The organism is Paenibacillus solanacearum, assembly GCF_910593845.1.
In the GTDB taxonomy this organism is placed as follows: domain Bacteria; phylum Bacillota; class Bacilli; order Paenibacillales; family NBRC-103111; genus Paenibacillus_G; species Paenibacillus_G solanacearum.
This window is the reverse complement of the sequence record NZ_CAJVAS010000031.1, coordinates 59,630-79,174: the sequence shown is the minus strand read 5'-3', so window position 1 is coordinate 79,174 and position 19,545 is coordinate 59,630. Positions and strand designations below refer to the sequence as shown.

20 protein-coding genes are annotated in these 19,545 nt (G+C 55.6%); 19 read left to right on the top strand and 1 reads right to left on the bottom strand.

The window, feature by feature from the left end:
- Positions 1–180: 180 nt before the first annotated feature.
- From pilM to KXG62_RS24710, 7 genes are read left to right on the top strand one after another with little or no spacing between them, the layout of a single operon-like run.
- Positions 181–1,356: a type IV pilus biogenesis protein PilM gene (pilM, locus tag KXG62_RS24740; RefSeq protein WP_218094696.1), complete on the top strand. Its 1,176-nt coding sequence runs from the start codon at positions 181–183 to the stop codon at positions 1,354–1,356.
- 3 nt (positions 1,357–1,359) lie between these two features.
- Positions 1,360–2,370: a PilN domain-containing protein gene (locus tag KXG62_RS24735; protein WP_218094695.1), complete on the top strand. Its 1,011-nt coding sequence runs from the start codon at positions 1,360–1,362 to the stop codon at positions 2,368–2,370.
- A gap of 40 nt (positions 2,371–2,410) precedes the next feature.
- Positions 2,411–3,253 (top strand): hypothetical protein, encoded by an 843-nt coding sequence (locus KXG62_RS24730; protein ID WP_218094694.1) that lies wholly within the window; start codon positions 2,411–2,413, stop codon positions 3,251–3,253.
- A gap of 41 nt (positions 3,254–3,294) precedes the next feature.
- Positions 3,295–3,912, top strand: coding sequence for a stalk domain-containing protein (locus KXG62_RS24725; RefSeq protein WP_218094693.1), 618 nt, complete (start codon positions 3,295–3,297; stop codon positions 3,910–3,912).
- 21 nt (positions 3,913–3,933) lie between these two features.
- On the top strand, positions 3,934–4,329 hold the full coding sequence (locus KXG62_RS24720) for a type IV pilus modification PilV family protein (RefSeq protein WP_246627625.1): 396 nt from the start codon (positions 3,934–3,936) through the stop codon (positions 4,327–4,329).
- 8 nt (positions 4,330–4,337) lie between these two features.
- Positions 4,338–4,949 (top strand): PulJ/GspJ family protein, encoded by a 612-nt coding sequence (locus KXG62_RS24715; protein ID WP_218094691.1) that lies wholly within the window; start codon positions 4,338–4,340, stop codon positions 4,947–4,949.
- Between the two features lie 28 nt (positions 4,950–4,977).
- Positions 4,978–6,339: a hypothetical protein gene (locus tag KXG62_RS24710; protein WP_218094690.1), complete on the top strand. Its 1,362-nt coding sequence runs from the start codon at positions 4,978–4,980 to the stop codon at positions 6,337–6,339.
- A 55-nt stretch (positions 6,340–6,394) separates the two neighbouring features.
- Here KXG62_RS24710 and KXG62_RS24705 read toward each other — a convergent pair whose 3' ends face one another.
- Positions 6,395–6,991, bottom strand: a complete 597-nt coding sequence (locus KXG62_RS24705) for a nitroreductase family protein (RefSeq protein WP_218094689.1) — start codon at positions 6,989–6,991, stop codon at positions 6,395–6,397.
- A 193-nt stretch (positions 6,992–7,184) separates the two neighbouring features.
- On the opposite strand from KXG62_RS24705, the gene KXG62_RS24700 reads away from it, so the two are divergent.
- From KXG62_RS24700 to KXG62_RS24645, 12 genes are all read left to right on the top strand, one after another.
- On the top strand, positions 7,185–7,400 hold the full coding sequence (locus tag KXG62_RS24700; protein WP_218094688.1) for a hypothetical protein: 216 nt from the start codon (positions 7,185–7,187) through the stop codon (positions 7,398–7,400).
- A 273-nt stretch (positions 7,401–7,673) separates the two neighbouring features.
- A complete protein-coding gene (locus KXG62_RS24695) occupies positions 7,674–9,920 on the top strand; it encodes a DEAD/DEAH box helicase (protein ID WP_218094702.1) in 2,247 nt (748 codons plus the stop codon).
- Positions 9,921–9,966: 46 nt separating this feature from the next.
- Positions 9,967–11,724: a ribonuclease H-like domain-containing protein gene (locus tag KXG62_RS24690; protein ID WP_218094687.1), complete on the top strand. Its 1,758-nt coding sequence runs from the start codon at positions 9,967–9,969 to the stop codon at positions 11,722–11,724.
- Positions 11,725–11,780: 56 nt separating this feature from the next.
- Positions 11,781–12,590 carry a bifunctional DNA-formamidopyrimidine glycosylase/DNA-(apurinic or apyrimidinic site) lyase gene (gene mutM / locus KXG62_RS24685; protein ID WP_218094686.1) on the top strand — a complete coding sequence of 270 codons (810 nt, stop codon included), beginning with the start codon at positions 11,781–11,783 and terminating at the stop codon, positions 12,588–12,590.
- Between the two features lie 13 nt (positions 12,591–12,603).
- Entirely contained in the window at positions 12,604–13,452 is an 849-nt protein-coding gene (locus KXG62_RS24680; RefSeq protein ID WP_218094685.1) for a deoxyribonuclease IV, read from the top strand.
- Entirely contained in the window at positions 13,449–13,790 is a 342-nt protein-coding gene (locus KXG62_RS24675; RefSeq protein WP_218094684.1) for a cyclic-phosphate processing receiver domain-containing protein, read from the top strand. The genes KXG62_RS24680 and KXG62_RS24675 overlap by 4 nt, the downstream gene beginning before the upstream one ends.
- Before the next feature lie 13 nt (positions 13,791–13,803).
- The gene (locus tag KXG62_RS24670) at positions 13,804–14,580 is read left to right on the top strand and encodes an ABC transporter ATP-binding protein (RefSeq protein WP_218094683.1); all 777 of its coding nucleotides are present in this window, start codon (positions 13,804–13,806) and stop codon (positions 14,578–14,580) included.
- Positions 14,577–15,611, top strand: coding sequence for an SAM-dependent methyltransferase (locus tag KXG62_RS24665; protein WP_218094682.1), 1,035 nt, complete (start codon positions 14,577–14,579; stop codon positions 15,609–15,611). Before KXG62_RS24670 ends, KXG62_RS24665 begins: the two co-directional genes overlap by 4 nt.
- 66 nt (positions 15,612–15,677) lie before the next feature.
- On the top strand, positions 15,678–16,301 hold the full coding sequence (locus tag KXG62_RS24660; protein WP_218094681.1) for a class I SAM-dependent methyltransferase: 624 nt from the start codon (positions 15,678–15,680) through the stop codon (positions 16,299–16,301).
- Between the two features lie 21 nt (positions 16,302–16,322).
- Complete coding sequence (locus tag KXG62_RS24655) at positions 16,323–16,793, top strand: DinB family protein (protein ID WP_218094680.1); 471 nt, start codon at positions 16,323–16,325, stop codon at positions 16,791–16,793.
- Positions 16,794–17,147: 354 nt separating this feature from the next.
- A complete protein-coding gene (locus tag KXG62_RS24650; RefSeq protein ID WP_218094679.1) occupies positions 17,148–18,251 on the top strand; it encodes a CpaE/TadZ family protein in 1,104 nt (367 codons plus the stop codon).
- A gap of 8 nt (positions 18,252–18,259) precedes the next feature.
- Positions 18,260–19,483 carry a TadA family conjugal transfer-associated ATPase gene (locus tag KXG62_RS24645; RefSeq protein WP_218094678.1) on the top strand — a complete coding sequence of 408 codons (1,224 nt, stop codon included), beginning with the start codon at positions 18,260–18,262 and terminating at the stop codon, positions 19,481–19,483.
- Positions 19,484–19,545: the final 62 nt, after the last annotated feature.

Genomic DNA, 19,545 nt, shown 5'->3' with positions numbered 1-19,545 from the left:
AAATAGTTGTGGCTGGACCCCGGTCCGTTTTGCTGCTCGCATAACTGTTCCTCATTTCTAATCAGGTATTTCTATTATTCTACCATATCGAGTATTCGTGGTGTTTTTCACCACACTTCTAGATATGATAAAATGAAAGAACTGCGAAAGATTCAATAGCAAAGGAGCGAGCGCAACGCCATGGGGAAATTCATACGGTCGATACGGGATCTGTTTCAACGCGCAAGCTCCTCCCTTGGTATTGAAATTACGGATCAGCAGATCAAAATCGTCGAGCTGAAGAAACGGTCGGGTACACGGCCGGTCATTGCCCAAATGTGCGCCGAGAGGCTCCCAAGCGGAGCGGTCGTTGACGGTAAAATTCAAGACATGCCCCGCGTCATTTTGACGCTGCAAGAGATGGTCGCAAGATACGGATGGAAGCGCAGAAAGGTGCACATGGTCGCCTCGGGCCAGGCAGTGATGGTTCGTTTTTTGAAGCTTCCGGATATCCCCGAAACGGAATTGAAAAAAGTAATCGACTTCGAGGTGCAGCATCATATTCACTTGCCTTTTGACGAGCCGTATTACGATTTCTGCAAGCTGAACGGGATGCATAACCGCAAGCAGTGGGCTCGGCGGCTCGCGAAGCAGGAGGAAAGCCGGGGGCGAACGAAGGCGGATGACTTGTCGATCAAGGAAGCGGCGGCGTCGCAAGAAACGGCCGATCCCTTCGCTTTTGGCGAGAGCAGCGCGACGCAGCAGGGGCAAGCGCTGTGCGATGTCATGCTGATAGCCGCTCCCCGTGATGTAATCGACGAATATGTCGCCATCGCGGAGTCTTCCGGTCTGACGGCCGCAAGCGTGGAGATTAAAGCTTTATCGCTGCTGCGATTGATCGAGATGGCCTATAGCGAAGAGGCATCCAGGCCGTTCCTGCTCGTCGATGTGAACGAGGCGGTGACCGACATCAGCATTTTCCACGACGGCCAGTTGAAAATAACGCGCACCGTCTCGCTTCTATTTGGCAGGGAGAACGACGCGACGAATGCTATAGAGACCGTTGCCGGTTTGCTGTCTTTTCTACCGGACGGGATCGAAGACGATTTTTATTCGGCCTGCAACGATTTGGCGCATGAGCTGGAACGATTGATTAATTTTTACCGGTACACGCTCAAGAACAGGGAGCATGAGTTTCAGCTGGTCATGCTGTCGGGCGACGTTCCGAGAATAACCGAAATTCAAATGCATCTGGAGCAGCGGCTTGGCATGCAGGTGACTCTGCTCGATTACGGCGCAGATGTGTCTGCGTCTCACCTTCAAGGCGAAACGACATCATACTCCGTCCCCATCGGATTGGCGCTCAGGGAGAGATAAAGATTGCGTGACATTAACTTAATACCCAGGAAGCCTGTCCTGGAGAAAGCGTTCATTCCGCTTCTTGCGGGCACCATCGGCGCATCTGTGCTGGCTGCCGTGCTCATCTCGACCTTCATTGTTCGTTATCACGGAAATGCGGATACGCAGCTCGCCCAAATCCGTCAAATGAAAACGCGGATGGAGCAGTTGACCGCGTCAAGGCAAATCGATCCGCGCACAGTGTATTTCAATACGATGAATGCCGATTTAACCAAATTGAAAGCGAACCGCACCAACTGGGTTCCGGTGTTTGAATTTTTGTCCCAACATGTCCCGCCGGCGGCTCGCGTCGTCGCAATGGGGGTTAAAGAACGCGATAAGATGACGATGCATATGGAGTTTGCCGACTGGAAGCGAGCAGCCGAATATGTGTCTGTCCTCCAGCAGTCCGGTTTTTTTCAATCCGTGCAAGTGTCGGGAATCGAGAAGCAGGAGAAGGAGTCGTTCTCGGCTGCGGCGTCAAACCCGCTTCCGGCAAATGCCAATTCTGTCGCGGGGCAGGGACAGAACAATCCCGGCATGAGCGTGCCGGCAGCGCCGTCCGCCACCGCTACCGCGCCCAAAGTGCTGACGCAGGAAGAATATATTCGATCGATACAGGACGGACAGAAGCCGTCCGCAACCTCATCGGATGAACTGCTGAACGAGCTGGACTGGCTTATGAACCGGCAAGTATCGAAGCAGCAGTTTCAGCTGGAATTGCCGGAGAAGCCTTCCCAAAATCGCAGCGAATCGGGGGAAGCCGGAGGCATCAAGGGGAGCAGTCCTTTCAGCAGTCAAGAGCTGGAAGCGGCGAAGAAATCGCTGGAAGAGCTGAAGCGAACGCAAATCGGCAGGGCAGCGGGATCCGGTTCGAATGTCCCGTCGACGCAGGCGGATCAAGGCAATGCGGCGATGCCATCCGGTGATTTGGCTGTCGCTTATTATAACGTCTCGCTAGAGCTGACGCTAAAACCACTTTCGAAAAGGTAGCGGGGGGTATATGAAAACCGAGGATTGGAAGCAGCAACTCATGAAATTACACCGGCCCGGCTTTTACCTCGCGCTGGCTGTATGCGCCGGGATCGCGGTGAACGGGATGATGGTTGCCTACAAGCTGATGCCGCTGCTCCAGGAAAAGTTCGTTTATGATTCGCAGTACAACCAGGCGAGCAGAGAGCTGGCGGCGATCGAGGGAAGTCCGGTTCCGGCGAAAGCGACGGACCTGGAGATCGAACAGTTGGTCAGGCAAGTACCGACGAGAGAAGAGCTATCGCGCTTACTGCTCAGCCTCAAAGAGCTGGAGCAAAAGTCCGGCGTCGTCCTGTCGTCGATCCGAATCGGAGATGACAAAAATAAGCAGCCGGTAGACGATATGAACGCAGCGCTGAACGGCCAGCTGAAAATGAGCGCACCGTCGTTGAACGGGGCGGGGGCGTTGGGCGGCGGCGTTCCATCCGTCTCATCGAAGGGAGCGGGCTCGGCGGCAGCATCGCCGCAGCCGAACGCTTCGTCCGCACAGGCGGCGTCCGGTCTCGGATTCCAGACATCGAGCATAACGTTGAACGGGATAGGGACCTATGCGCAGGTCGTCGATTTTTTCAATCAGGCGAATCAGCTGGAACGTGTAGTTGCGGTGACAGCTTGGCAGATGGATTCGACAGGCCAGAAGGCGGTCGCGGAAGCTTCCGCACAGCCGGAAGAGCCGCTCGTCCGCATCAGCATGAGCCTCGAAATATATTATGCGGGGCAGTACGCCTCGATCTTCCCCGATATGCCTGCGATTCCGGCCAGCGGCTTCGAATCGAAGCCAAGCCCGCTTATTCCCGACGACCAGTATTGGAAAATGCTGAGCCCGGCCGCCGCCCCGCGTTGAACCAATGGATTTTATGATGAAACCGCACGGAGGAGAAAGCGATGAAACGGAAGTATGCCATAGCCCTAGCGATCGTCTCGATGCTGGCCGTAAGCAGCTTGGCCTGGGCGGAAGGGCGTTACCAGACGATCGAAGTGTATTTCGACCGCGTACAGGTCAAAATGAACGGCCAGTCGGCGCCGCTATCCAAAGATTCGATCATTTATAACGGTTCCGTTTATGTGCCGATCAAAAATTTATCCGAACTGCTCGGCGCGACCGTATCGTGGGATGAGGCAGACCGTTCCGTCAATCTGGACTTTTTCGTCGATAAAAGCAATGAGCTGTTTACCGCCTCCCAGCAGGGCGTATATCAATATGTTACGTTTGAATACAACCAGACGATGAGCGGATTGCTGGAGCAAATGAAGACTGACGACACCGAGAGCATGAAGAAGACGGTGGGGCGGTTTTCGCGGTTGAACGTTCTGGCCCGTGATTTAAAGGACGAGGAGCTGTCCACGGGGTTCGAGAAGCTGATGGCGGCGACGGAAATGCTGCGCAGCGGATGGCAGGCGAAAAACCTCGATGATTACTATTTGGCCTGGTCGATCTTTAAGTCGAACGCGGAAAAAGTCAATGCGCTGCTTCGGCAAAAAACGTCGGATGCGAGCAAATAACGGTGAAGGTTGCGGTTCGTGATGAAAAACGTAGGCATTCTTGTTCTTCGTGGCGAAAAAGGATTATCGTTGATCGAAGTGATGGCCGTCATCGTTATCCTCGGTATCCTCGTCCTATCGTTTATGAACATTTCCGGCTACTCTCTGCTGTCCCGCAGCCAATCCGTCCAGCGGGTGGAGGCCAGACATGTCGCAGAAGATCAACTGAGCAAGGCGAGAGTATACATTCGGACCCAAAAAGCATTACCTCCGAATCCAGCCGTGCCCGGTTATACCGTAACGTATCAGCTTTCGGAGATGTCGAATCCGGGCCAATACGCCACGGCATCCACCGCAGCGCGCCATATTTCGCTGCAAGCGGTCGTGCTGATTCAGGCGGTCCCCCAAATTTTAACGGTCACCGTTTCATGGAGTTAATATTTCGTATGATGAAACAATGGCGTAATGAACGAGGGCTTACGTTAGTCGAACTGCTTGCCTCCATCACGATCGGGACGATGCTGCTTGGCGTTGCCGCCATGCTGTTGTCGTCGGTGCTGCATTTGTCCGATTCCGAATCCCGGACGTTCAGGGACCGTTCTGCGGCGAAGTACGCGATGACCACGCTTGCCACGCAGCTGGCGGATTCGACGCAGGCTGTCTATTATGCGGGCAACAGTGAGCTAAGGTATAAGATGGGCAACGTGTATAAAGCAGTTGTATTCGATAGCGCGAACCGAACGCTGACGATCTACGATTTCAGCAGCGACGGCAATGCGGCTAACGATGCGGCGCAATTTGCAAACGGTGCGATCTCCATCGCAGCGCACCGTTCGCTGTATACGAATCCGGTTACGCTTCACAAAGCGGTCGTTTCCGTCGCTTACAAGCAAGCCGGCGGCGAGTCGGTGCCTTCCGTTATGTTGAAGGACGGACAGCTGATCACGATCGACATCGTATTTCAATATCAAAAAGTGTCGATCGGCGGCGCAAGAACCGTCGTTCCGCACGCGGAAAGCACGAGCGTCAAACTGATGCTCGATATTACATCGAAATAGGCGCTGTTTGTCGGGAGGTCGTTAGAAGTTGAACGCAGCAAGCAATGAGCGCGGCGCGGCAGCCCTGCTGTACGTGTTGATCATATCCGCCGTAATGGCGGTTGTCGCATCGACGGTCATTTTTTTGACGTCCACCGATTCGGCTACGAACGTCTCGGACCAGAACAGCGTCATCGCGACCAACCTGGCGGTCAGCGGAATGGAGTCGTTCATTGCCTATCTCGATTCGTACAGCTCCGGCAGCCGGGACGATTTTCTGAACGGGTACCCGGGTTTTATCCAGAAGGACTACAAGCTACCGGAGGGAACGCCCGTTTCTTACAAGCTGACAAAAGCCGGTCCGGCTAACAACGTGTACACCGTCACATGCTCCGTTACCGCAGGAGCGGGCTATGCGAAGCGAACGAAGACGGTAACTTACACGATCAACGCTTCATCGCCGCCCAGAACGGGAACCGTGATCTCAACCGATCCGTCGCTGCGTGACCCGTCGCCGGTATCGCCGCAGCGCGTGTTTGTCCAAGGGAATACGACAAGGCTTCCGAGCAGCGTTACGGTCGTCAAGAACAATTCGCTGCAAAAAGCAATCGGCGACGCGCTTGCCTATTACGAGAAAAGCGCGAACGACTATATCGCCTCGCTGGAAGCGAATGCGACCTTGTGCACATGCGGCAGCGAAGCGGACATCAAAAGTGCCGTCAATGCGAGCACGAAAAACCCCGTCGTCATCAAAATGGCGTACGACATCAATTTCAATAACGATACGACGCTGAACTTCAGCACGCCTTCGCGGCCGGTCATCCTTATCTTCAATAACGTGACGTTCAATCAGTTTGGATCGATCAACATGACCGGTGATCTGATCGTAAAAAATACGATTATGTTCAACAAAAGCGTGTCCGAACTCAAGCTGGACAAAAGCGGCAGCGGCGCATACGGGAATCTTTATGTGAAAGGCTCGTTCACGGGCAACCAGTCCGTATCGATGACCGTGCCCGGCATGCTGTATGCCGGCCAGATGACCTTCAACAGCAATACGCCGGCGAAGGTGGGCAAGCTGGTCGTTCGCAATAGGCTGCTGCTCAATCAGGTGACGAGCCTGGAGCTGGGCAGCGATTTGCTGGCCGGAGAGCTGACCGTGAACCAGGACTCGATCGTATCCGCGCCGCTTGGCGACGTGCTGGTGCAAAATCAATTTTTGTCCAATCAAAGCGTGAATCTGCGCGCCGGCGGTTCGGTGGCGGTCGGAGGCGATTTTACGAACAACGGCGGCAATACGAAAATCAATACGGGGGGCGCGACGACATCGTTACTGCTCGGCAGCGATGTACCTGGAGGAAGCGAGGGCGGCGGATCCGGAAGCAGCTTGTGGAGTCCAGCGAGACAATAAAAGCGTCCAAGCCTTGCCGCGTGTGCAAAGGCTTGAACGCCGGGATAGTGCTGTGTTACATGTTGCCTTCGAACAAGATGTCACTGAGCGGGCGCCGGGTCGACGGCTGCTCGCGTGCCTGCAGCGCTTCCGGCAGCGCGTCTTTCGGCCCGCGGTAGCCGATAGCGATAACAGAATGCAGCTCGTAATCGTCGAAGATGCCGAGGATGCTGCGGGCTTTGTCGCGGTCGAAGCCGCCCATGGAATGAGTACTCAGACCGCGCCGGGTCGCTTCAAGCGCGAGCAGGCCCGTGGCCGTACCGGTATCGAAAGCATGATGGGCGTGAACCTGGCCTTGCGCGTTCGTTTTTTTGGACAGCACAAGGGCGAGCGCAGGCGCTTTCTCGCACCACACGCGATTGCTCGGGTTGATGAACTCGTAGAACGTCGCGCGATGTTCCGGCTTGCGGGCCAATATAAAGCGCCACGACTGCTCATTGCTTGCGGAAGGCGCCCAGCGGGCCGCTTCGAACAGCGCCAGCAAGTCTTCCTCGGGGATGTCCCGATCCAGGAAGGAGCGGGGAGACCAGCGGTTTAATACGAGCGGGCTGATCTCGTGCTCCGGTACGCGTGCGGCTTGCACCTCTTCGGACAGCTGTGCGGAATGATTCATGATCGGTTGCTCCTTTTGCGTAATGGGATTCTCTTTACTTCTCTAATTTACCATTAGCCGCTATACAAAGAAAAGAGGACCCGATTTTGCACGGTACACCGCGGTATGAAGCGACTCTTGCCGGGCAATAATAGAATCCAGATCATCATGCACAATTGTATTGGATTGTATAGTATCCGGAAGGGATGAGGTCATGGATTTCACCAGTCAAGATATCGTGTTGATCGACCAAGCATTGCGCATTGCTATCAAGGCGCAGCAGGACGAATCGAAGGCGGATCCGTATTACGAAGTGCTGACGAAGCTGCAAGCACGGGCCGCTATGGCCATGCGGCCGTATGCGGTCGATTCCATGCACGTACGGAACAGCTTCCGTTTCGACTACGACGATTCTCCGGGGCACCTATAGATTGATAGAGACATTTCCCGGGCAAGCGCAGGAAATGACATTTTTGCCGAAGTTTCCACCTGTTTCCTTGCGCCGATCCATCAAGATTCGACGTAGGCCCAGCTGCTCAAGACCTGATTCGGAGTATATCCGGTCAGGTCTTTTATTTGTGTTGATGCCCGAACATGCATTCGATATAATGAATGTAGTGCAATGTGAGAAAAGGCGAGAGGATAAGGCTTGGCCGCAAGCGGCGGGCCTGCGATCGTTCTGTAACGGGGTGACAAACATATGATTGGAAAAAAATCAATTTCCGATCTGATTCAGCAGCTAAGAGCAAATGAACATATCGTCAACTGGCATGAGGTAGAGCCGCAAGAGGCGAAGACAAGGCCGATGCCAGAAAGCGTGGATCCGCGAATACGGGACGCGCTGGGAAAAAGAGGAATTGAGCAGCTATACACGCATCAGCACACTGCTTATGAGACGGTACGCAAAGGCGAGAATATCGTCGCCGTTACGCCGACTGCTTCGGGCAAAACGCTCTGCTATAACCTTCCAGTGCTTCAGGCGATTGCCGAAGACGACGGCAGCCGCGCACTGTACTTGTTCCCGACGAAGGCGCTGGCGCAGGATCAGAAGAGCGAACTGAACGAAATTATCGCGGAAATGGGAATAGACATCAAAAGCTTCACTTATGACGGCGATACCTCTCCGGCGATCAGGCAGATCGTAAGAACGGCAGGGCATATCGTCATTACGAACCCAGATATGCTGCACGCCGCTATTCTCCCGCATCATACGAAATGGGTAAGCTTGTTCAGCAACCTCAAATACATCGTCATTGACGAGCTTCATACATACAGGGGCGTGTTCGGCAGCCATGTCGCCAACGTGATTCGCAGGCTGAAGCGCATCTGCGAGTTTTACGGCAGCAGTCCGCTGTTCATCTGCACCTCCGCGACGATCGCCAACCCGAAGGAATTGGCGGAACAGCTCACGGGCCGTCCGATGCGCTTGATTGACGACAATGGAGCCCCTAGAGGGCGGAAGCATTTTGTATTTTATAACCCGCCGATCACGAACAAGGCGCTAAACATTCGCAAAAGCGCCACCGTCGAGGTGAACCAGCTTGCCAGGCTATTTTTGGCCAATAAAATACAGACGATCGTGTTTGCCCGTTCCCGGGTGAGAGTGGAAATTATATTAAGCCATCTGCAGGAGCTCGTGAAGAACGATATTGGGTCGAAGTCCATTAGGGGCTACCGGGGCGGCTACTTGCCGCAGCAGCGCAGGGAGATCGAGCGCGGGCTACGGAACGGGGACATATTGGGCGTCGTCAGCACGAATGCGCTGGAGCTTGGCGTCGATATCGGACAGCTGCAAGTGTGCGTCATGACGGGGTACCCAGGCAGCGTCGCAAGCACATGGCAGCAGGCGGGTCGCGCCGGAAGACGGCATGGGGAAGCTCTGGTCCTCATGGTCGCAAGCAACACGCCGATAGACCAGTATATCGTGCACAATCCCGAATACTTCTTTGACCGGTCCCCGGAATCCGCCAGAATTAACCCGGAAAATCTGATTATTCTCGTCGATCATTTGCGCTGCGCCGCCTACGAGCTCCCCCTCAAGCAGGTCGAATCGTTCGGGCCGCTGGATATACAAGATTTATTGGAATACTTGGTGGAGGAAAAAGTGCTGCATCATGCCGGCGATACGTTTTATTGGGCGAATCAGTCATTCCCTGCAAGCGAAGTCAGCTTGCGCTCCGCCGCGCAGGAGAACGTCGTCATCGTCGACCAGTCTGACATCGCCAACGTTAAAATTATCGGCGAAATGGACCGTTTCAGCGCGATGACCTTGCTGCATGACGAAGCTATTTATTTGCACGAAGGCGTGCAGTTTCAAGTCGAAAAGCTGGATTGGGATCATAAGAAGGCGTATGTACGGGAAGTAGACGTAGAATATTACACGGACGCGAACATGGCGGTAAAGCTGAACGTGCTCGATATCGACAGGACGGAAATGAGGCGCGTAAGCTCCATTCATCAAGGCGAGGTCCGGGTCAATGCGATGCCGACCATTTTCAAAAAAATTCGTTTGACCAGCTTCGAAAACATTGGCTACGGGCCTATCAACTTGCCGGAGGAAGAGCTGCACACGAGCGCGACCTGGATCGAGCTGAGAGAGGTCGACCCGGCGCTTGGAACGAAGACGCTGGAGCAGCTGCTGCTAGGCATTTCCAATGTGCTGAGACATATCGTTCCGATTCATGTCATGTGCGACCGGAGCGATATTCACGTCGTTTCGCAAATCAGGGCCGAGCATACGCAGCTGCCCACCATATTCATATACGACCATTATCCCGGAGGAATCGGACTTGCCGAAGACGTGTACAGGCGTTTCGATGAAATCAAAGCGGCGGCAAGAAACCTGATTCGCAAATGTCCTTGCGAAGAGGGCTGTCCTTCATGTATCGGAACGGAAATCGAAGGCCTTCACGCCAAACAAAAAAGTATCCAACTGCTGGAGGCCATATGAACGGGATCGACGCAATCGCCGCACGGCGGCACGGGGAGGGGATGCGATGAGCTCGCTGAAGGAAAGGCTGCTGCGGCATAAAAAGCCGGCTTCGGCACTGGAGCCGGAAGTCCGCGGCTCTGATTCGGCCGGAGTTGAGACCGAGCCCGAGCTGGAAGCCGGCACGGGTACCAACGCCGCTTGCGGGCTTGCATCCGCTTGCGTGTCTGCCGCCGCTGCGTCCGATGAATGGGAGACGGTAGGCGGACGGATGGAGACGACGGACTGGGGATCGTTCGTGCTGCGCCGGCGCACATACGCGCCTGGGTACCGGCACGGAAAGTACCGGCTGTCGGATCTGCAAAGTGAGGGTGCGCATTTGCGCCCGCTTTATTTGACCGGCGGCCGTCGTCGGGAGGAAGATCCGACGGCCAAATCGGTTGAGGAAGATCCGATGAAGTTCCATGAACGGCTGTTGTTTATCGATACGGAAACAACCGGCCTCGGCCTCGGTGCGGGCAACGTTCCTTTTATGGTCGGCATCGGGTTTTATGAAGGCGGCAATTATACGGTGGAGCAGATGCTCATCCGTCACCCGGGCGAAGAGATTGCGATGCTTGCTTATCTTCAGGAGAAGCTCGAGCGTTATCCGATCGTCATTTCCTACAACGGCAAGTCATTCGATTGGCCGATCGTGAAAAACCGCTATATTATGAACCGCATGACGCTCCGGGCCGAACCGAAAGGACATATTGACTTCTTATACCCTTCCCGCAGTTTGTGGAAGCATTCACTGCCGTCGTGCCGGCTCGGCAACGTGGAAGAGGAGCGTCTCCTTGTGCACCGGGAAGACGACGTTCCGGGTTCGTTAGCTCCGGCGCTTTATTTTCAGTACTTGGCGGAGAAAGATCCTTCCGTATTGCACGGCGTATTCATCCATAATGAGCTGGATATTTTATCGCTAGCGGGGCTTGCGGTTCATTTCGCCGGCGTATTGAGCGGCCGGATCGATTGGCGCGAGGTTCGTCCGTACGGCTATGAGGAATGGTTCCGTATGGGATTATGGCTGGATAAAGTCGGCATGCGCGAGGCGGCGGAAGGCGCAATGGATGCATTGTACGAAGCTTCGCTGCGCGGCGAAACCAAGGATGCGGCGGAGCGTCGATACGATGACGGGGATTCGCAAGACGGCGCGAATCCGGCAAACGATACGCATGTAGATGTGTCTACAGCGGAGACTTCTGGCTGGGTCGCGGATGCGGAGAGTATCGGCAGAGCGTCGCTTGCCAGCGGCAATGTCGCCGGGACAACCGACGGCGCGGCGTATTGGCTGCCGCTCGCCCAGTATTACAAGCGGCTCGGACGCTATGCCGACGCATGCCGGCTGTGGCAGCGTTACATTGAGCTCAAGGGAGAGCATGGTATCGCGTCGATGGAGCCTTATGTCGAGCTCTCGATGCATTACGAGCATCGGGAGAAGCAGTGGGAAACGGCGCGGCAGTATGCGGTTATGGCGCTCGAGAAGCTGCGGCAGCGGGCGGCACTGAAGATGAGGCAGGGGAGCCGGGAGAAGTCTGGCTCCGGACGCAGCAGGGTAGGGGCCTCGGTCTCAACCGGCGGCGTCAAGGGGACGGACGAGGTTAAGGAAGCGGATGCGCTGCGCAAACGAATCGAACGCCTGGAACGCAAGGCGGCTGCGGCCGCAGCGAATACGGTGCAAAAGCCGAGGACGAAGACGAAAACGCGCCAAACTCGCGCGGAAACGGGCGAGCGGGGGCCGATCCAGGCAGAGCAGCTGGCGCTGCCGCTGGAGCAAAGCGTATAAAATCGGACGGATATGGGAATCCAGTGTGATGAATAATGCTGGAGGGGGAATAACGGATGCCGGAACTTCCAGAAATGGAAAATTACCGTGGTTTGCTCGTCGGACGCATCGTCGGCCGGACGATTACGGCGGTGGAGATCGGCCGGGAGAAGTCGATCAATGTCTCGCCGGAGCAGTTTTGCCGGGAGGTGGAAGGACAGGCGGTAAGCCGGGTCGACCGGAGGGCGAAGCATTTGTTGTTTCACCTGACGAACCGGAAGGTGCTTGTGCTGCATCTCATGCTGGGCGGCATGATGGTTTACGGGAGGATGGAAGACAAGCCCGATCGTTCCATCCAAGTGAGGCTCTCCTTCGGGGAAGAGCATCTATTTTTTATCGGGCTCCGGCTTGGGTATTTGCATCTTCACGATGAGACGGAGCTTGCCTCTCTCTTTGCGAAGCTGGGACCGGAGCCGTTCGATCCGCAGCTCACGCCGGACCGGATGGCGGAGCGGCTTCGCCATAAAAACAGCACGCTCAAAAACAGCCTTGTCGATCAAAGCGTACTGGCCGGCATCGGTAATTGCTACAGCGACGAAATATGCTTTCAAGCGAGGCTGCTGCCGGCCCGCCGCACTTCGTCGCTAGCGGAGCGAGAGATTGAAACGCTTTATGCGTCCATGAAGGAAGTGCTGTCCGAGGCTGCGCGTTATGGCGGCTATATGGAGATGCCTTTGTTCAAGGAAGACGCGCTAACCGGCGGTTTCGACGAGCGCTGCAGGGTGTACGACCGGGAGGGGGAGCCGTGCGAGCGGTGCGGCAATCCGATTGCAAGACAAGAGGTTTCCTCCAAAAAATCGTTCTGCTGTCTTCAATGCCAGCAGTAAAGGAGCGTGCGGCATGCAGATCGGCTGCCATATCAGCATTCGGGGCGGGTATTTGGAAGCGGCCAAAACAGCGGTGAAGCTGGAGGCCGCTTCTTTCCAATATTTCCCTAAAAACCCGCGAAGCTTGTCCGTCAAGTCGTTTAACCGTCACGATGCCGAGCACTGCGCCGCGTTTTGCCGGGAGCACGGATTGCTCAGTATCGCCCATACGCCGTATCCTACCAATCTCGCGATTGAAGACGGCTCGCTGCGCGAAGCGACGATCGCTTCGCTGCGCAACGATCTGGATATTGCGGATGCATGCGGTTCCATCGGCATTATCGTTCATTTTGGCAAATATAAAGGGTCAGACCCGTTACAAGGCTACAAAAATATTATACAATGTTTAAATGATACGCTTTCGGGATATACGGGCCGCGCGATAGTGCTGATCGAGAACCAGGCTGGCGAAGGCACCGCCATGGGTACGACGCTCGAGGAGCTTGTTCAGATTCGCAGCTTATGCGCGTATCCGCAGCTGGTTGGCTTTTGCTTCGACACGTGCCACGCCTTTGCCTCCGGCTTGTGGTCCACGGCGGACGGGGCTTGGGAGCAGCTGGAGCTGAAGGCGGAACAGCTTGGGTATTTACAGGCGCTTCGCGCCGTGCATCTGAACGACTCCGTATATCCCGGAGGCGCGTGCAAAGATCGGCATGCCATGATAGGACAAGGCGCCATCGGCGAAGCCCGATTTGCCGCCCTGCTGCGCTCGGGCAAGCTCCGGCAGTTGGGGGAGCTGCCGCTCGTGCTTGAAACGCCGGTGCCGCAGCATTCGTCGCACGCCCCCGAAATCCGCAGGGTCAAGGAGCTGATGCTGCATTGATTCATATTTATTTGGATGATTACCGCGCTTGCCCGAAAGGGTTTGTGCTTGCGCGCAGTGCGGAAGAATGCGTCATGCTGCTCGAAGCGTTCGATGTCGACGTGCTGTCGCTCGATTACGATTTGGGCTGGGGACAGCCGAGTGGCATGAGCGTGGCGAATTATATCGTTTCCTCGGGGAAGTACCCGAGACGCATTTATTTTCATACATCGAGCGAGGGAGGCAGGCAGACGATGTATCAGGCGCTATATCCGGGCAAGCCGGATCATACGATTTTATGCAATGGGCCAATGCCTGCCGAAATCCTCATGGAGGTTGCCGAATCCGATCAAGAATAGGCTGGTGCTAACGATGTCACAAGTGTTGTCGCTGAATGCGATTCAATTTATCCGGGAAGAACGCCATATTTTATCAGATGTACTTTTGGAAGTGAAGCAAGGGGAGCATTGGGTCATTCTCGGCCGAAACGGTTCCGGGAAAACGACGATTCTCGAAATGATGAACGGCTACCAGTTCCCAAGTAAAGGTCAAGTGACCGTGCTCGGCAACGTATACGGCCAGTGCGACGTCAGAGAAGTGCGCAAGCAAATCGGTTATATCAGCCAATCGCTGTATGAGAAGCTGAATCCGGGCGATTCCGTATGGGAAGTGGTCGCGACCGGGGAATTCGGTTTTCTTCGTTTTTACGAGGAAATTCCGGCAGGTGTGAAGGAAAAAGCGATCGGCATGCTCGAAAGCGTAAAGCTGGGACATCTGGCCCATCAGCCCCTGGGCACTTTATCGCAAGGGGAGCGCAAGAAGGTCATGCTCGCCCGTTCCCTCATGACGCGTCCGTCCATTCTTATTATGGACGAGCCTTGCTCGGGTCTCGATTTGTTTGAACGCGAGCGGCTCTTGGAAACTGTCAACGAGCTGGGTCAGCAGCAGATGACCGTGATCTACGTGACGCATCATATCGAAGAAATTATGCCGATGTTCAGCCATGTCGTCCTGATCGAGCAAGGACGTATTATCGCTTCCGGTCCGAAGCGCGAAGTGCTGACGGAGCAAAACTTATATCAGGCGTACCAGGTGCCGATTCGTCTCGAGTGGCTCAACGGCCGGCCATGGATCAAGGTGTTATCATGAGCGGAGCTGCGTTTATCGGTACATCGAATCGCGGGTTCGCGCAGCAGGCGCAGGAAGAAATTCGCCGCTTGACGGATACGCCCGTCAGCTTTCAATGGCTTGTGCCCAACGAAGTTTTTCTGTTTGCGTTTGCCGACATGCTGCGAGGCGAGGCGATCGACCGGCTGCTGGAGCGTCCGCCTGTGTTTCTTCGGCACATGCAGCCCGTCGACGTGCAGCGCGATTGGCATGGCTCCGAACGGGAAGCGCTGCAAGGGATCGGAGACTTGCTTGGTCACGGAGACGAATCGTGGGCCGGCATGCGTATAGCCGTTCAAGTGCGGCGAACGGAGCAGTACGCGGGCGAATGCACGCCTGCGGGGCTTAAGCAGGAGCTGGACCGGGTGCTGGATACGGACTTTGCCGCCATTCCCGCCGTCAAGGATGTGGACCGTATCGTGTCCGTCTTCTTGACGGACGGGAAGCTGTATGCGGGCATGTCCAAGCCGCAGGACAATTTGTCCGATTGGCCGGGAGGCGCGATCCGGTTTCGGCGCGAGGAAGGTCAAATCTCGCGGGCCAAATTCAAGCTGCTCGAAGCGGAAGCCGCCTTCGGGCTCGATTTCGCGCAATACCGTTCTGCGCTGGATATCGGAGCGGCGCCGGGAGGCTGGACCTCGCTGCTGCTGGAACGCGGGCTGCAGGTGACGGCTGTCGATCCGGCGAAGCTGGATGCTGCGCTGCTGCACCATCCGAAGCTGACGTGGCTGCAAAAAAATGCCGGAGACGTGACGTTTGCGGACGGCACATTTGATCTGCTCGTCTGCGACATGAGCTGGGGGCACCGGCAAATGACGAAGCTCGTCAAAGGGCTGCTGTACGCGCTTCAGCCCGGAGGGACGGCCGTCATTACGCTGAAGCTGATGCATAAGAAAGCATTCCAGTCGCTGCGCGAAGCGGTCGGGGACTTGTCGCCGGAATTGGAGCTGCAGCAGGCCAAGCAGCTGTTTCATAACCGCGATGAGCTGACGCTATTTATGATCCGATTGTAAGTAAAATCCCAAGGCTTTGTTTCGGTAACGAGACAAAGCCGTTTGTCGTGAAAAAAAGGAGGGCATATGGAGGAGAGACAGTTCTGGGACGACATTTACCGGAATATACATGCGAGGCAGGTCCAATACGATCATTGGCTGGAGCCGTTTTTGGCGGAGCTGTCGCCATCGAAGGCTACGCCCGTGATCGATTTGGGCTGCGGCGCAGGCAACGACACGCTGTATTTGACAGAGCGCGGCTTTTCCGTGATCGCCTGCGATCTTTCGCCGGAGGCGTTGAAACGCGTGAACGAAATTGCTCCGGAGGCAGATACGCGTCTGGTTGATCTGCTGAAGCCGCTGCCCTTTGCGCGCAGCTCGGCGTATGCGGTCATCGCCGATTTGAGCCTGCACTATTTTGCCTGGAGCGATACGGAAGCGATCGTCTCCGAAATCCGCGGCGTGCTGAAGCCGGGAGGAATGCTGCTGTGCCGGGTGAACTCGACGAAAGACGTGGAGTATGGAGCAGGCCGCGGCGCGATGCTCGAACCGAACTATTACGAATGGAAAGGCAAGCGCAAACGTTTTTTTGACCGTCCGGCGCTTGAACTGCTGTTCCGGGATTGGGATATTGCATTCGTGGACGAACAGACGATGAACCGGTACGACAAACCGAAGGTCGTCTGGACGTTGGCGGCGCATAATATATAAAGATAGGAGCTGGATGGGGACATGGAAGCATTGGTGCAAGGCTACGCGGCAGGCTATGATCGGCTGGTTTCGGCGATGGACGGGTTATGCGAGGAGCAGCTCGTATTCAAGCCGGCGGCGGACAAATGGAGCATCAAAGAAGTGGTGATTCATCTGTGCGATGCGGAGCTCAACGCCATTGAGCGCATGAAACGCGTCATTTCCGAAGATAACCCGCCGCTGCTGAAGTTCGATCCCGATGCGTGGGCCTCGCGGCTCGACTATCGGTCGCTCGATATGTACACCTACCTTTTTTTGTTCCGCGCTTTGCGCGCTTCCATGACCCCCATTCTTGAAAATATAGCTGACGACGTTTGGCAGCGAACCGGAATGCATAACACGGCAGGCAAACAAACGCTGGAAGATATCGTAAGGATGTTCGTTCAGCATGTCGACCGGCATATTCAGCAAATCGAACGAAACAAACAAGCCTATGCCGCTCAGCGCCGGTAAATCCTCGCCTGAGGAATCATTCCATGTGCGGATGGAATTGCAGACAAGAACTTATTTACGTTTACCTAAAAATATGATATGATACAATAAATTGTAAATTCACATGCGGAAGCACCGCTATGTTTAGAACATTACGTTCTTTCATAGCGCGTGCTTTTTTTGTTGTCCCGAGTTAAAAGTTCAAGGCGTGGGGAGAACAAGCTGCGGGGAGGAGGAGTATCTGAAGCGATCTGGCTACGCCCGACGAATGAAATGCACCCGAGTTCGGTTTAGGTATACACCTTGCCGTGCAAAGCAAAGGTTCATGGGGCATTTCATTAATAAAAGTGAGGAGAGGTGTGCGTTATCGCGAAAATGACGTTAGTGCTGCTCGACTCCGATGCGTATTTCGGAGACATGCTCTCCGCATACATTCGCTCCTCGGACGATGCGGCACGGTTCACGGTCCGGTGTTTCAAGGTGTTTGAACAGGGGCTTCGCTTCGCGGAGGAGACGACGGAGCCGTTCATCCTGCTGATTCATGAATCGTGGCTGCCGCTGCCCGATGAGGTATATCGCATCAAGCTCGGCTGCACGGTAATCATTAGCAATCATCCGCCAAGTCAAGGGCTGCTCGAGTACCCGGTGCTGTGCAAATACCAGCCGTTGGACCGGCTGGTATCCGCAGTCATCGCCCATTATAACGAATTTTCCGTATCCGAGCCGCTTCGCGGTTCGAAAGGAACGAAGGTTGTCGCTGTCTATTCTACAACGGGCGGCGCGGGCAAGACGGTGACGGCGGTGCATTTGGCTCAGCAGCTGGCGCTGCTTGGAGAGCGTACTGGCTGCTTGAGCTTGGAGATGCTGCCGTCAAGAGCATGGTACCCAGCGGACGCCGCTGCGTCCTCGGAAGCTTTTTCCGGTTTGCTGTATTATGCGAAGACGAACCCGCAGCATATTGCAGGCAGGCTGGAGAAGTGGAAGCTGAAGCATCCCGCTTTCAAATTCGATTACATTCCGCCGACCGCGAATGTCGCGGAATGGCGGGAGATGACGGGAGCGGACGCGGCGGCGATGATCGGCGGCATTGCGGCTGCGGGCATATACGATACGCTCGTCGTCGATCTCGAATCATGTCCGAACGAAGCGGGGCACAGTGTACTGGCGTTGGCGGATCGGGTCGTCTGGCTGCTGCTCGATGACTGCGTCTATTTGCAAAAAACGGCGGAGCTGCTGAGCCGCTGGAGACAGGAAATACCTGCGCTTGCGGATATGCCCGGGCATAAGCGGATTTTCGTTCATAACAAGCGGACGGGACCGGCACTGAACGATTTCAAGCACATCGGCTTGGACATCGACGGTTCGCTTCCATACGTGCCCGAATGGAAAGCATTTACGCGTGTGGAGCATATGTATCATTCCGCTTTTGCCCAGGCAGCCGCCGAGCTGCTCGATTCCGGCCAGGCGGCAGCGAGGTGACGTAAAGCATGTGGTCCGCAGAAACGAAACAAGCGCTCAAACAGCGCATTACCGACAGTATCGATTTTAACCATTCTTTGTCGGACGAAAGCCTGATGGACATGATCGAACAGGAGGTGTTTGCATACTCCCGAAGCGCGTTTCTGACCGCCGGTCAGAAGCAGCGGCTCGTGACGGAGCTGTATAACTCGTTTCGGGGGCTGGATGTGTTGCAGCCGCTCGTCGACGATCGCTCCATTACGGAAATTATGATCAACAGGCACGACCAGATTTTTATCGAGAAGGATGGGCAAGTGCTGGAAACCGATATTCGCTTTGAAAGCAGCGAGAAGTTGGAAGATACGATCCAGGCTATCGTCGCTAAAGTGAACCGGATGGTGAACGAGTCCAGTCCGATCGTCGACGCCAGGCTGAAAGACGGCTCTCGGGTCAACATCGTGCTGCCGCCGATCGCGCTGCGCGGTCCGGCGATGACGATCCGCAAATTCCCCGAGCACCCGCTGACACTTGACGACTTGATCGGGAAGGGGGCGCTGACGGAGGAAGCGGCCGAGCATTTGATCCGGCTGGTGCGGGCCAAGTACAACCTGTTCATCGGCGGCGGGACGGGTTCGGGGAAGACGACGTTTCTGAACGCACTCGCCCAGTATATTCCCTCAGACGAGCGAATCATTACCATCGAGGACTCGGCGGAACTGCAAATTCGCGGCATCCCGAACGTGGTCAGCCTGGAGACGCGCAATGCGAACACCGAAGGAAAAGGGGAGATCACGATTCGCGATTTGATTCGCTCCTCGCTTCGCATGCGCCCGAACCGGATCATCGTCGGCGAAGTAAGGGGCGCCGAATCGCTTGATATGCTGCAGGCAATGAACACTGGGCATGACGGCAGCCTCTCGACGGGGCATGCCAATTCCGTCAAAGATATGCTGAGCCGTCTGGAGACAATGGTGCTGGGCGGGGCGGCCAATTTGCCGGTGGAGGTCGTTCGCAAGCAGATTACGTCGTCGATCGATGTGATGGTGCACCTCCAGCGGCTTCGGGACCGCTCCCGGCGGGTCACCGAAATCGCTGAAATCACCGGAATCTCGGACGGCGAGATCCAGCTGAACTCGCTGTACCGTTTCGTGGAAACGGGAACTACGCCGGAAGGGAAAGTGCTTGGCGGACTACAGCCGACCGGGCAGCCGATGCAGCGCGTCTGGAAGCTGGAGATGGCGGGGCTCGCTTAACCGAGTAAGACTGCATCGACAAACGATAATGCCGGTGCGGCTTGTACGGCGGTGCTGTGTTA

Bases quoted from the DNA above. Each gene is read 5' to 3' on its own strand.
- KXG62_RS24715 (WP_218094691.1), top strand. From the start codon at position 4,338: ATGATGAAACAATGGCGTAATGAACGAGGGCTTACGTTAGTCGAACTG.
- mutM (WP_218094686.1), top strand. From the start codon at position 11,781: ATGCCGGAACTTCCAGAAATGGAAAATTACCGTGGTTTGCTCGTCGGA.
- KXG62_RS24645 (WP_218094678.1), top strand. From the start codon at position 18,260: ATGTGGTCCGCAGAAACGAAACAAGCGCTCAAACAGCGCATTACCGAC.
- KXG62_RS24720 (WP_246627625.1), top strand. From the start codon at position 3,934: ATGAAAAACGTAGGCATTCTTGTTCTTCGTGGCGAAAAAGGATTATCG.
- KXG62_RS24665 (WP_218094682.1), top strand. From the start codon at position 14,577: ATGAGCGGAGCTGCGTTTATCGGTACATCGAATCGCGGGTTCGCGCAG.
- pilM (WP_218094696.1), top strand. From the start codon at position 181: ATGGGGAAATTCATACGGTCGATACGGGATCTGTTTCAACGCGCAAGC.
- KXG62_RS24730 (WP_218094694.1), top strand. From the start codon at position 2,411: ATGAAATTACACCGGCCCGGCTTTTACCTCGCGCTGGCTGTATGCGCC.
- KXG62_RS24700 (WP_218094688.1), top strand. From the start codon at position 7,185: ATGGATTTCACCAGTCAAGATATCGTGTTGATCGACCAAGCATTGCGC.
- KXG62_RS24690 (WP_218094687.1), top strand. From the start codon at position 9,967: ATGAGCTCGCTGAAGGAAAGGCTGCTGCGGCATAAAAAGCCGGCTTCG.
- KXG62_RS24670 (WP_218094683.1), top strand. From the start codon at position 13,804: ATGTCACAAGTGTTGTCGCTGAATGCGATTCAATTTATCCGGGAAGAA.
- KXG62_RS24655 (WP_218094680.1), top strand. From the start codon at position 16,323: ATGGAAGCATTGGTGCAAGGCTACGCGGCAGGCTATGATCGGCTGGTT.
- KXG62_RS24725 (WP_218094693.1), top strand. From the start codon at position 3,295: ATGAAACGGAAGTATGCCATAGCCCTAGCGATCGTCTCGATGCTGGCC.
- KXG62_RS24705 (WP_218094689.1), bottom strand. From the start codon at position 6,991: ATGAATCATTCCGCACAGCTGTCCGAAGAGGTGCAAGCCGCACGCGTA.
- KXG62_RS24680 (WP_218094685.1), top strand. From the start codon at position 12,604: ATGCAGATCGGCTGCCATATCAGCATTCGGGGCGGGTATTTGGAAGCG.
- KXG62_RS24660 (WP_218094681.1), top strand. From the start codon at position 15,678: ATGGAGGAGAGACAGTTCTGGGACGACATTTACCGGAATATACATGCG.
- KXG62_RS24650 (WP_218094679.1), top strand. From the start codon at position 17,148: ATGACGTTAGTGCTGCTCGACTCCGATGCGTATTTCGGAGACATGCTC.